The 12,423-nt window shown below is 64.5% G+C and carries 12 protein-coding genes; 4 read left to right on the forward strand and 8 right to left on the reverse strand.

Annotated elements, in window-relative coordinates; all coding sequences use genetic code 11:
* Positions 1-139 precede the first annotated feature (139 nt).
* The 3 genes from H7J86_RS06620 to H7J86_RS06630 form a co-directional block, all read right to left on the reverse strand.
* Positions 140-1,291 carry a hypothetical protein gene (locus H7J86_RS06620; RefSeq protein WP_267290028.1) on the reverse strand — a complete coding sequence of 384 codons (1,152 nt, stop codon included), beginning with the start codon at positions 1,289-1,291 and terminating at the stop codon, positions 140-142.
* Between the two features lie 197 nt (positions 1,292-1,488).
* Positions 1,489-1,806: a hypothetical protein gene (locus H7J86_RS06625; protein WP_090355306.1), complete on the reverse strand. Its 318-nt coding sequence runs from the start codon at positions 1,804-1,806 to the stop codon at positions 1,489-1,491.
* Between the two features lie 400 nt (positions 1,807-2,206).
* Entirely contained in the window at positions 2,207-2,839 is a 633-nt protein-coding gene (locus H7J86_RS06630; protein WP_267290030.1) for a DsbA family protein, read from the reverse strand.
* Between the two features lie 102 nt (positions 2,840-2,941).
* Between H7J86_RS06630 and H7J86_RS06635 the strand changes: the two genes are divergently transcribed.
* The gene (locus tag H7J86_RS06635) at positions 2,942-3,271 is read left to right on the forward strand and encodes a hypothetical protein (RefSeq protein WP_167157843.1); all 330 of its coding nucleotides are present in this window, start codon (positions 2,942-2,944) and stop codon (positions 3,269-3,271) included.
* Between the two features lie 48 nt (positions 3,272-3,319).
* Here the strand turns inward: H7J86_RS06635 and H7J86_RS06640 are convergent, their stop codons facing one another.
* Positions 3,320-6,172, reverse strand: coding sequence for an MMPL/RND family transporter (locus H7J86_RS06640; RefSeq protein ID WP_267290032.1), 2,853 nt, complete (start codon positions 6,170-6,172; stop codon positions 3,320-3,322).
* 219 nt (positions 6,173-6,391) lie between these two features.
* Between H7J86_RS06640 and H7J86_RS06645 the strand changes: the two genes are divergently transcribed.
* The 3 genes from H7J86_RS06645 to H7J86_RS06655 all read left to right on the forward strand — a co-directional run bounded on the left by H7J86_RS06645 (position 6,392) and on the right by H7J86_RS06655 (position 8,016).
* Positions 6,392-6,820 (forward strand): MarR family winged helix-turn-helix transcriptional regulator, encoded by a 429-nt coding sequence (locus H7J86_RS06645; RefSeq protein ID WP_267290617.1) that lies wholly within the window; start codon positions 6,392-6,394, stop codon positions 6,818-6,820.
* Positions 6,821-6,852: 32 nt separating this feature from the next.
* Entirely contained in the window at positions 6,853-7,212 is a 360-nt protein-coding gene (locus H7J86_RS06650; RefSeq protein ID WP_267290034.1) for a nuclear transport factor 2 family protein, read from the forward strand.
* Positions 7,213-7,275: 63 nt separating this feature from the next.
* On the forward strand, positions 7,276-8,016 hold the full coding sequence (locus H7J86_RS06655) for an SDR family NAD(P)-dependent oxidoreductase (RefSeq protein WP_267290036.1): 741 nt from the start codon (positions 7,276-7,278) through the stop codon (positions 8,014-8,016).
* A gap of 15 nt (positions 8,017-8,031) precedes the next feature.
* Here H7J86_RS06655 and H7J86_RS06660 read toward each other — a convergent pair whose 3' ends face one another.
* From H7J86_RS06660 to H7J86_RS06675, 4 genes are all read right to left on the reverse strand, one after another.
* Positions 8,032-8,838 carry a transglutaminase-like domain-containing protein gene (locus tag H7J86_RS06660; RefSeq protein WP_090355323.1) on the reverse strand — a complete coding sequence of 269 codons (807 nt, stop codon included), beginning with the start codon at positions 8,836-8,838 and terminating at the stop codon, positions 8,032-8,034.
* Positions 8,839-8,886: 48 nt separating this feature from the next.
* Positions 8,887-9,612, reverse strand: coding sequence for a proteasome-type protease (locus H7J86_RS06665; protein WP_090356197.1), 726 nt, complete (start codon positions 9,610-9,612; stop codon positions 8,887-8,889).
* A gap of 151 nt (positions 9,613-9,763) precedes the next feature.
* Positions 9,764-11,428 carry a glycoside hydrolase family 13 protein gene (locus H7J86_RS06670; RefSeq protein ID WP_267290038.1) on the reverse strand — a complete coding sequence of 555 codons (1,665 nt, stop codon included), beginning with the start codon at positions 11,426-11,428 and terminating at the stop codon, positions 9,764-9,766.
* Positions 11,425-12,345, reverse strand: coding sequence for a glycosyltransferase family 4 protein (locus H7J86_RS06675; RefSeq protein ID WP_235683600.1), 921 nt, complete (start codon positions 12,343-12,345; stop codon positions 11,425-11,427). Before H7J86_RS06675 ends, H7J86_RS06670 begins: the two co-directional genes overlap by 4 nt.
* Between the last annotated feature and the right edge of the window lie 78 nt (positions 12,346-12,423).

Below are 12,423 nucleotides of genomic sequence, written 5' to 3' on the forward strand. Positions count from 1 at the left end.
AGCGCGCCGAACCGACAATTCCGAGCAAGTTAGGTGTCAGTCGCAGCAACTACGCACAGCTGCAAAACCCACCTTGCGCGAGACCTCTTGCGATGGCTCACCCCGAGGTGCGGCCTTGGTCAGCGGCCCGCCCCGACTCCTAAGCCGACCAATCCCAGTTCTCGTCGTCATCCCATTTGCTCGCCTCTGCAATCACCCGCTCCCGAAAATCCGGCTCCTCCTCGCCGATTGCTGCCAGCGCGCGATCGGTTAGTTCCGGTCCAATCCCACTGAGCGCGTGGGCAATCGGTATGAAGACCCGCAGTAAGTCAGGCGCGTCGATCTGAGCATCGGAAGTCCTGAAGTCATCGAACGGAAGGAAGTCCAGCGCCCGCCTGACACGACACTCGCTCCAGCGCAACGGATCCCCGGTTCCACCGTCGACGATCTCGGCCAGTAGTTCCTCGTACTCGTCGCGCGGGGTAAATCGCGCCCCTTGTGGCGAGGTGAAGAACGCGTTGAACACCGCCGCTACAGCGCGATAGTCGTCGCGCGGAGGCTTGCGCCGCTGGCCGCCCGCTGGCAGCTTGGTGAGCAACCAGCGCAGCACCGCCGAGAAGCCGGGACGCGACTCCCGATAGCGCGGGAAGATGACGTTTTCCAGGGCCTGCTCGATCCAGGCGCGCGCATCGGCGAGGGTCATATCCACGACCGGAGCGCCGACGTCGTGGGCGTGCGCCACCGCAGAATCGAACGACGTATCCGTAACTCCGACATCGCTCACGTCGGAGAATGCCAGATGGTCGATCGTGACGGCGACGGTCTCCTGCTGATCGGCGATCCGCACATCGAGCAATATCTGGTCACGATCACCAAGCACATGCCCGATTCGAGCCGCACGGCATACCTGCGTGTTCGGAAGATTCCTGATCCAGGCCGGCAATGAGCCGCCCCGCGGCTCGACTTCGAGTCGGCACCGCCGCTGCAACGCTGGGCCATCAACCAACAGTTCGGCGAGCACCGCCAGAACCATCGTGTGCTCGAGGTCCGGCGCAGTGGAGACGTTGTCAACGAAAACCGAGAGGTCCATCGGCTTGGGCCCGCCCAGCCCAAAGCGTGGAAACACCTCGGGCGTTCCCTTTTCCACCGCCATTCCGATCAGTTGCAACAAGGCCAGCGGATAGCCTCCTGCGAGTGTGTTACGCACGGCGTCGGCCAAGGTCGGTTCCGGGAGTTGTCGTTCACGCTTGGCCTGGCGCCTCGCGTTTCGGCGCGCCTGCTTGGCCTGGCGCCGCTTGCGTCCGTCGTTCATGGCGCGGACGCTACGCCCGGGCACCGACAGCTCACTGAGCGTGCTGAATCGCCTTGATCACCGCGACAACCTGTTCATCCAGCGGTGCAACCGCGTCCGCCCAGTCGGGTGGAACGTCGGTCGCGTCGACCGTCATCTCGGTATGGATCAACAGGCCGACCGGTGGTAGCCGACCACTTGCTCACCTTGAGCACCGCTCACGGACATGTCTCCGAATCGAACCGCACCACCCCGAAACCAACCTTCGTGGTCGCGGTGAACTTCGCTCCTGGCGGCGGCGTCGAGCTGCACACCTGCCAGTCGCGGTCGCTGATCTGCGCCCGACCCCTCCCCGTCAGGTCCGTGGAGCTCGTGAACCACACCGCATCGTGGGTCAACGACTGGATCGAATCCTGGGCGCCCTGCAGGTCCCTGCCGATCAAGTTCGGCATGGTCCACGACGGTTCCGCCGACGCCGGTGGGCTCACAGCAATAGCCGTGCCGATCAGTACCGCCGCCAATACAAAGCCTCGCATGACATCCTCCTGCTTCGACGTAGCCGGACAGCGTCGCGTGGGGAACCGACACGATGGCTAACGCGGATCCGCGTAGCGCCGGGGCTCCGACGCGCGGACCACGCGGTCGCCTGTCGATGAAGAAGACGGCTCCGAGGGCACCACCATCGATTGTGCGCGGATCCCTGACCGTTTCGTCGGCAAATCGGCGCGAAGGTCGCCCACCTAGCGAATATCGTCGGGCTCGCCGGCGCGAAAAGAGAAGCTGCCCGGCCAGCTCTCCTCGAAGTCCAGCAGGTAGTGAGGACACCTCGTCGATGTCGGCTCCGCGCTGCACATCGATCCGGAGCAGAAGCTTTCGCAGGACTTCGATGTCGAAGTCCCGTTCAGCGTCGGAGGCATCCTCCGACATCATCACGACTCACCCCGGCAACCGCGCCAACCAATCCGACTCCCCATCCAGCGGCTCCCCGCCGAGAACGACGGTCGGCACCCCGGGCTCCGGGAACGTGTGCAGCACCGCGAGGTTCGACGCCGCGATCGCCTGCGGGTCGTACCCCAAGAACACCCCAACCCGAATCTGATCCACCGCAGCAGAAGGCGCGCCCACCGAAGCTGCCAACCCAGCCAGTTGGTCATTCGACAGGTCCGTCGCCCCGCCCTCGTGCGGCTGCTGCTCAGCCGAAAAGATCTGCTGCACAAACCGCCACGTCACATCACTCGACCCGGACTGCCCCGCCACCACGAACACCGCGCCGATCGCCCGGGCATCGTAAGTGCCGCTCGCGGAGTACTTCTCGAGGAAGTTCACGAATCGCAGATTCACCCGCAACGAGCCGTCTTCGATGCGCCGCCCGATCTCGGCCCCCTGTGACCGGATCATCTTGCCGCTGTACGGGCACAGCGGGTCGACATAGAGATCGATCTGCCCCAACGCGTCCGGATCCCCGATCGTCACCACATCCCCGGAAGTCGCGGCCACCGACGCCGACGACACACCGGGGAACAACATCAGCAACGTCAGGACCAGACCGAGGACAACGGGCAGCTTCATATCCCCATCATGCGCCCACCACAAACCCCGTCAGTTCCCCGTGTGACTTCTGTGACTCAGCCGTACAATCCTGACGACTATCAAAGAACGAGGAGCCGCTCCATGCCCGACCTGACCAAACGTGCGCTAGCCGCCGCCTTCGCCCTGGCCGCGCTCGGTGCCCCGGCCGCGCTGGTCATCCTCAACCCCGCGACCGCGCAGGCAGCCTGCAGCAGTGGTGAGGAAGAGGACCAGTTCACCACGCAGTGCACGCCGTTCATGGTGCCGAACTCACCGGATTCGTCGGGCTTCACCACCACGGCCGCCAACCCGGACATCCCCGAGATCGACGGTATCCCCTGCACCGGCGCCGACAGCGGCGCGTGCATCGGCCTGTCAGAGGATCAGATTCCGCAGGTCACCCCGCACGTCACCATCAGCTCCAGCCCCTAGCAAGGACACCCGCTGACGGCCGGGGCGCAAGCCCCGGCCGAAGCCGGTTCACCGGGTCGTGACCGGCTCCACTCCCGCCGCCGCCAACCGCCGGTCCGAATGCTCCGGCCGGATGATCTGCGGCCACCAGAACCACTTGCCCAGCAGTGCCGCCACCGCGGGTGTCATGAACGACCGCACCACCAGCGTGTCGAACAGCAGGCCCAGCGCGATCGTCGTACCCACCTGGGCCATCACCTTCAGATCGCTGAATGCGAACGACGCCATGGTCGCAGCGAACACCAGGCCCGCCGAGGTGACCACCGAACCGGTGCCCGCCATCGCGCGGATGATCCCGGTCTTGAGCCCACCCTGCAGCTCTTCCTTGAACCGCGATACCAGCAGCAGGTTGTAGTCCGAGCCCACCGCCAGCAGCAGGATCACCGCCATCGGCAGCACCATCCAGTGCAGTTCCAGGCCAAGGATGTGCTGCCACAACAGCACTGACATACCGAACGATGCCCCGAGCGACAGCAGCACGGTGCCCACGATCACCGCGGCCGCCACCAGCGACCGGGTGATCAGCAGCATGATCATGAAAATCAGTGCGGCTGCGGCGATTCCGGCGATCAGAAGGTCGTAGTAGGCCCCGTCGTGCATGTCCTTATAGGTAGCTGCCGTCCCGGACAGGAAGATCTTCGAGCCCTCCAGCGGGGTGCCCTTGATGGCCTCTCTGGCCGCCTGCTTGACCGGCTCGACGTTCGAAATACCTTCCGGTGTGGCCGGGTCGCCATCGTGGCTGATGATGAACCGCACCGACTTGCCGTCCGGTGAGATGAAGTTGCTCATCCCGCGCTTGAAGTCCTTGTTGTTGAAGGCTTCCGGCGGCAGATAGAAGGTGTCATCATTCAGCGCGTCGTCGAACGCCTGCCCCATCGCGTTGTTCTGATCCCCCGCGGCCGACTGCTGATCCTGAATACCCTTCTGGGTCTGGTACATGGTCAGCATCTGGTCGCGCATGTTCTTCATCACCCGGATGTTCTCCGGCATGAGCGCCACCATCTGCGGCATCAGGGTGTCCATGCGCTTCAAATCGGGCAGCAGCTGCTGGATGTCGTCGGTCATGGTGTCGATACCGTCAAGGGCATCGAAGATCGACCGGATCGACCAACACGCCGGAATGTCGTAGCAGTGCGGTTCCCAGTACAGGTAGTTGCGCAGGGGGCGCAGAAAATCATCGAAATCGGCGATGTGGTCCCGTAATTCGGCGATGTCGATGGTCATGTCGGTGGTCCGCTGCACCATCGAGTGCATGGTCTCCGCCATCTGCTCGGTGATCGAGGACATCTTCTCCATGGTCTCGACGTTGGTTTGCATATCGTCGGCCTGTTTGAGCATCTGGGCGAAGTTGTCCTGCTGGTACTTCTCGTTCATCTTCTGCGTCGCGCCCTGCTGGCCGAGCATGAACGGAATCGTGGTGTGCTCGATCGGCTTGCCGTTGGGCCGAGTGATGGTCTGCACCTTGCCGATGCCGGGTACCGCGAGAATGGCTTTGGCGATCTTGTTGATCACCAGGAAGTCGGCGGAGTTGCGCAGGTCGTGGTCGCTTTCGACCATGAGCAGGTCGGGGTTCATCCGGGCGGCGCTGAAATGCCGTTCCGCGGCGGCATATCCGACGTTGGCGGCGATATCGGTCGGCAGATACTTGCGCGCGTCGTAGTTGGTCTTGTATCCGGGCAGCGTCACCAAGCCGATGAGCGCCAGCGCCAACGTGGCCACCAGAACCGGGCCGGGCCAGCGGACCACGGTGATGCCCACCCGGCGCCAACCGCGGGAGCGGATGGCCCGCTTGGGTTCGAAGCGGCCGAAGCGGCTGCCGATGGTGATGATCGCCGGGCCCAGCGTCAGCGCCGCGATGACGGCCACGAACGTGCCGATGGCGCAGGGCACGCCCATGGTCTGGAAGTACGGCAGCTTGGTGAACGACAGGCACAGCATGGCGCCGGCGATCGTCATCCCCGAACCCAGCACCACATGCCCGGTGCCGTGGAACATCGTGTAGTAGGCGGTCTCTTTATCTTCGCCGGCGCCGCGGGCCTCCTGGTATCGCCCGATGGCGAAGATGGCGTAGTCGGTGCCCGCGGCGATCACCAGCAGCGTCAACAGGTTCACCGCGAACGTCGACAGCCCGATGATGTTGGTGTTGGCCAGGAACGCGACCACCCCACGCGCGGCACCCAACTCCATGAACACCATCACCATGATCAGCAGCATGGTGACCAGGGAGCGGTAGACGATCAGCAGCATGAGGGCGATGACGCCGAGCGTGATCGCGGTGACCAGGGCGATGCTCTTGTCGCCGGCGTGGTGCTGGTCGGAGATCAGCGGCGCGCCACCGGTGACGAAGACCTGCAGGCCGGGCGGCGGCGGATTCTTCGCGATGATGTCGCGCACCGCGGCCACCGAGTCGTTGGCCCGCGTCTCGCCCTGGTTGCCCTTCAGATACAGCTGGACGTAGGCAGCCTTACCGTCTTCGCTCTGGGCACCCGCCGCGGTCAGCGGATCGCCCCAGAAGTCGGCCACATGCTCGACATGCGCGGGATCGGCCCGGAACTTCGCGATCAGCTCGTCGTAATAGTGATGGGCGTCGGCCTCCAGGGGCCGGTCGCTTTCCAGCACGATCATGGCGTTGCTGTCGGAGGAGAACTCCTGGAAGTTCGAGCCGATGCGCTTCATCGAGATCATGGCGGGCGCGTCTTTGGAGCTGAGCCCGACGGTGTGGGCCTCACCGACCTCCTCCAGCTGCGGGACGAGGACGCTGGTGGCGACGTTGAGCAGAATCCAGCCGATCAGGATCGGCACGGAGAGCACCCGGATGAGGTGGGCGATCTTGGATCGCTGTTCAGTGGTGCTAGCAGTCATCGACACTCCGATCAGGCCCCGGCCCGTGGGGAGCTCGTCGGCATTACATCTGCGCAGTCACGCGTAATATACCTAGTCCGTCAAAGCATCGCGTGTCAACTGGACTTCCCAGACTCGGGGGCAATATCGGGTCATACTCATCAGGTGCCGAAGAAGCGGGACACATCACCAAAGCAGGAATGGCTGACGCCCAAGCAGCAACGCGCCTGGGTGGCCTATATGCGCGTGCAACTGCGGATGAGCTACGAAATGAACCGCCAGCTACAAGCCGACTCGAATCTATCCCTGGCCGACTACGACGTGCTGGTGGCGCTGAGCGGCGCGAAAGACGAGGGCATGCGGGTCAGTGATCTTGCCGCGCAGATCGGCTGGGAACGCAGCCGACTGTCACATCAGCTGCGCCGCATGGAAGAACGCGGTCTGACCGAACGCCGGCCCAGCGCCGACGACGGCCGCATCACCAATGTCATGCTCACCCCGAACGGACGCCAGGCCATCGAGGAAGCCGCGCCCCGGCACGTCGACCTGGTGCGACGGCTGTTCTTCGATCCCCTGCCCGACAACCTGCTCGCCCCGTTCACCGCGGCGCTGGAGCATATTCACGTCAACCTCAATCACAACAGCTCGCTCCCGCCCGCGCCGGGCTAGTATTTAGGTGATTAATCACCTAAAGGAGCGTCATGACCGAGACAATCACCCGACTGATGGAAGCCAATCTGCTGGCCGTGTTCGATGAACGCGACCCGCAGCGCCGCGCCGCGGCGATCGCGAGGACGTACGCGCCTGACGTGCAGTGGATCGATGACGAGGGCATCGCCACCGGCCACGACGAACTCAATGCCAAGGCCGCTGAGCTGCAGGAAAAGCTTCCCGGTCTGCATTTCGTTAAGGCCGGGCCGGTCCGCGCGACCCGCGGCCTGGGATTCCTGGCCTGGGAGGTGCGCACCCCGGACGACACCGCCGTGGCATCGGGTTTCGACGTGGCCGAGATCATCGATGACCACATCGCCAGACTGTGGACGGTACTCACACCGGAATAGGTGATGTATCACCTATGTTGTAGCGGGCGAACCGCACGAACCACATAGGGACGGAGCCCGATCATGGGACAGCTCGACGGCAAGACAGCACTGGTCACCGGTGGCACCTCAGGCATCGGCCTGGCCACCGCCAAGCGGCTCGCCGATGAAGGCGCCTACGTCTTCATCACCGGCCGCGACCGCACCCGCCTCGACGCGGCGGCCGCGTCGATCGGCGCCCACGGTGTGCAGAGTGATATCAGCAAGCCCGGCGATCTCGACGCCCTGGCCGCCGAGATCGCCGCGCACGGCACGGGCCTGGACATCGTCTTCGCCAATGCCGGCGGCGGCGACTTCGCCACCCTCGCCGACGTGACGCCGCAGCACTACCGGGACAACTTCGACCGCAACGTCGCCGGCACGGTCTTCACCGTGCAAAAGACCCTGCCGCTGCTCAACGACGGCGCCTCCATCATCCTGGCCGGCTCCACCGCCGCCTCCGAAGGTATGCCGGCGTTCGGGCTCTACGCCGCGTCCAAGGCGGCCATCCGCTCGCTGGGCCGCACCTGGGCCGCCGAGCTGGCCGACCGCAAGATCCGGGTGAACACCATCGTGCCCGGACCGATCGAAACCCCCGGGCTCACCGGTTTGGCGCCGGCCGATCAACAGCAGGAGTTGCTCGACGGTATGGCGGCCGGCCTGCCGCTCAAGCGCGTCGGCAAGCCGGAGGAGATTGCCGCAGCCGTACTGTTTCTGGCCTCGGACCAGAGCAGCTTCATGACCGGCGCTGAGCTGGCCGTCGACGGCGGGCAGATTCAGGTCTGACGGCCGGCACGTGGCTCAGCCGACCTCGTCGGTCCACACCCGAAAACCCGTCAAGGTATTGGCCCCGAACGCGTTGCTGAGCGCGACATCGGCGGCATCGCGTCCGCGGGCGATCAGCACTCGGCCGATGCGCGGCACGTTGTTGCGTGCGTCGAAGGTGTGCCATTGCCCGTCGAGGAACACCTCGAACCAGGCCGCGAAGTCCATCGGGCCATAGGGCGGGGGCATTCCGATATCGCCCAGATAGCCGGTGCAGTACCGCGCCGGAATGTTCATGCACCGGCAGAAGGCGACGGCCAGATGGGTGAAGTCCCGACACACGCCGACCCGGCCGGTGAACGCCTCCAGCGCCGTCCGCGTGTTGTCCGCCTGCTCATAGTCGAAGGTGATGTGGCGGTGCACGTAGTCACAGATCGCCTGCACGCGGTCCCAGCCGGTGGGTGTCTGTCCGAAGAGGTCCCATGCAGTCTGGGACAACCGATCGGTATCGCAGTACCGGCTGCCGAGCAGGAAGATCAGTGTGTCGTCGGGTAGGTCCTCCACGGCTGTCTGGCGCGCCCCGGGAACCAGTGCGTCGGGCAGCCCGCTGTCGGTGACGGTCGCGTCGGCGCTGACCCGGCTGCGTCCCGTCGGCGCGACGATGCGGGTGCACCAATTGCCGAAGTCGTCGCGGTAGGCCTTCATCGGCACCGGCGGGTCGACCATCAGGGCGTCACGGCCGAGGAGATCCGACACCCGGGTGTAATGGACGTTGAGGTTGAAGATCATCGGGGTGGGTTTGGGGCATTCGAAGATCATCTCGAAGCCGACGTTGATTTTCATATTGTCTCGCGATCTCTCAAGCTGGTTTTCGCGCAGGGCTTCTGCTCATCACCAATGAAGTTCGGGCAGCCTGCTGAACACCGCGCGGGTACCTTCGCTCCACGCCTCCCCGACCGCGGTGAAGTACGGGTCCTCGTCGTCGAATCGCCGCCGCCGCACCACCAGGCTGTCGCGTTCGTAACTGAGGAAGTCGATCGGCATACCCACCGACAAGTTGCTGCGCATGGTCGAATCAAAGGAAACCAGAACACATTTCGTGGCATCGGCCAGCGACGTGTCCGGTGCGAGGACACGATCGAGGATCGGCTTGCCGTACTTCGTCTCCCCCGTTTGCAGAAACAGCGTGTCCGTCCCGGCCTCGATGAAGTTGCCCTCCGCATAGATGCGGAACAGCCTCATCGGTTCACCGGCCAACTGCCCGCCGACGATAAACGACGCGTTGAACCCGACCGCGTTGCCGTTCAAGTACTTCGCGTCGCGTTCCTCCGTCTCGCGCATCGCATCCGAGACCAGCCGAGCGACGTCGAACATCGTTGTGGCGCCGAGCAGATTGGTGGTCGCGGCGCCATCGGCGCACCGCTGGGTCAGCACGCTGACGATGGCCTGGGTGCCGGCCAGATTCCCCGAACTGAGCAGCACGATCACCCGATTGCCGGGAATCTCGAACACCGTCATCTTGCAGAACTTGGCGACGTTGTCCACGCCGGCATTCGTGCGGGAATCAGAGGCGAAGATGAGTCCGTCGTTCAGCATCACGCCGATGCAGTACGTCACGAGATACCCCTGCCACACATGTGAATTACCCGTTTCGTCGGAACGGGTGAATCTGACTCGTGGCAGACGCAGGTCTCAGTACATCAGGGAGTTCACCCCGCCGAACACCTTTGATTCCTTCACTGTACGCCGAACGCCGACCATCCGCCGATCAGGAGCCGAGGCAGTAGATCCGGGCATCCCAACCCGACAGAGCGAGCGAGGTCGATGTCAGCGCGGCCGCAGTACCGGACACGTTGCCGAGCACCAACTCAGCCGACATCCATTCGAGGCCGACATCCACCGTTCGCGTGGTGCGCCCGCAGTTCGCGATCACCAGCAGCTTTTCCTGCGCAGTCGCCCTGGTATAGGCCCAGATCTGCGGGTCATCTGCCAGCACGGGCGTCAAGTCGCCGTCCACCAGAACGGGCAGCTCGTGCCGAAGCCGGATGAGGGCACGATAGTGCGCGAGTACCGAATCCGCTGCCGCTGTCTGCGCTGCGACGTTGAGCCAGCTGTGGTTGGGGTTGACCGGCAGCCACGCTGTTTCGGAGCTGAATCCGGCGTGGGGTCCGGCGTCCCATTGCATGGGGGTGCGGGCGTTGTCGCGGCTCATCTTCGCCAGTCCGGCCAGCGCGGCTCCCGGATCCCAACCTTGGTCGAGGACGCTGCGGAAGTAGTTCACCGATTCGATATCGGCGTACTCCTCCGGAAAACGGAACGGGTAGTTGGTCATTCCGATCTCTTCACCCTGGTAGACGAACGGGGTACCCCGCATCCCGTGCAGCACGGTGGCCAGCGCCTTGGCCGAGGCGGCCCAGTGATCCGGGTGGTCATCGCCGAACCGGCTCACCACACGCGGCTGGTCATGGTTGTTCCAGTACAGGCTGTTCCAGCCGACATCGGCCAGTGCTGACTGCCACCGGTGCAACGCGGTCTTCAGAGCGACCAGGTCGAGACCGATATCGTCGAACTTGTTCTCCGGGCGCTGGTCGACCGACATGTGCTCGAACTGAAAGACCATATCCAGCTCACCGCGCGCCGGATCGGTGTAGAGCCGTGCCTCTTCGGTTGTCACACCGGGCATCTCACCGATGGTGAGGAATTCCCCTGTGCGGCCACCGAAGACGGTGTCGGTGAGTTCGGCGAGGTAGGTGTGCACGTGATCTCCGACGGCGAATCGCTGCTGCGGCGAGACGCTGTCGGGCAGCCCATCTGCCTTGGAGATGAAATTGATGACGTCCATCCGGAATCCGTCGACCCCGCGGTCCAGCCACCACACCATCATGTCCCGCACGGCTTTTCGCACCTCGGGGTTCGCCCAGTTGAGGTCTGGCTGTTTGCGGGCGAACAGGTGCAGGTAGTACTGGCCGGTGAATTCGTCCCACTGCCAGGCCGACCCGGAGAAGAACGACTCCCAATTGTTGGGCACCGCGCCACCGCGGGCGTCTCGCCAGATGTACCAGTCCCTCTTGGGGTTTCCGCGTGCCGATCGCGAGGAGACGAACCACGGGTGCTCATCGGAGGTGTGGTTGACCACCAGGTCCATCACCAGTTTCATCCCCAGGGCGTGCACCTTGGCGATCAGTCCGTCGAAGTCGGCGAGTGTGCCGAACAGCGGATCGATATCGCGATAGTCACTGACGTCATATCCGTTGTCGGTCTGGGGTGAGCGGTATATCGGGGACAGCCAGATGACGTCGACGCCGAGATCGTGCAGATGGTCCAGCCGTTCGATGATCCCGCCCAGATCGCCGATCCCGTCGCCGTTGGAGTCGGCGAAGCTGCGGGGGTAGATCTGATAGACGACAGCGGTTTTCCACCACGCCGCGTTCACGCCCGGGCGCCGAGGACGTCGCGGTAGACATCGACGTACTTGTCGACCATCGCCGACACCGAGAAGCGCGCCGCGGCGCACTCGGCGATCTTGGCGCGGTCCAGCCCGCCTGCCGCGTCGACCGCCGCCACCGCGGCGTCCATGTCTGCCGCCAGGTAACCGGTGACGCCGTGCTCGATCAGTTCGCCCATCGAGCCCCTGGCGTGCGCGATCACCGGCGTTCCGCAGGCCATGGACTCGACGACGCTGTAACCGAACGGCTCATCGAAGTCGATCAGGTGCAGTAGCGCATGCGCGCCGCCCAACACCTCGGTACGGCTGTCGGCATCGACGGCCCCGAGGTAGCGCACCTGGTCGCCGTCGAGGTGCGGCGCGACGGCGTCGCGAAAGTACTCCTCGTCCTGGATGATTCCGGCGATGTCGAGTCGGCGCCCGCATCGGCGGGCGACCTCGATGGCATGGGCGGTGCCTTTGTCCGGATGGATCCGGCCGAAGAACAGCAGGTGCTCCCCCGGGCTCGGGTGGACCGCGAACCGGTCGATATCGATGCCGTGGTGAATGGTGGCGGCGTAGTGCAGGTCGGGATGGCGATCGGCGTCACTGATCGACACGTACGCACCTGCGCCGTCATAGCGTTGGTAGACGGGCACGATCTTCTCCGAGGAGAACCCGTGAATGGTCGTGACGACGGGGGTGTCGACCAGTTCGCTGTAGGTCAGCGGCAGGAAGTCGAAACCGTTGTGGATGATGTCGAAATCGCCGCCGCGTTCGAACACCGACGCGATGTGCAGGCACTCGGCGACCTTGGCGTCGATGCTGGTGTCCTCGGACCAGCCGGTGGGCGTCGTGGCCTGCAGCTGGGCCGCGGTGAGCGAGTCGGCGGTGGCGAACAGGGTGACGTGATGGCCGGCGGCCACCAGTCCCTCGGTGAGCAGCGATGCGAACTGCTCCCACGGCCCGTAGTGCCGCGGTGGGGTCCGCCACGCGATCGGTGC

This window comes from Mycobacterium hackensackense (genome assembly GCF_025822555.1).
Lineage (GTDB): Bacteria > Actinomycetota > Actinomycetes > Mycobacteriales > Mycobacteriaceae > Mycobacterium > Mycobacterium fluoranthenivorans.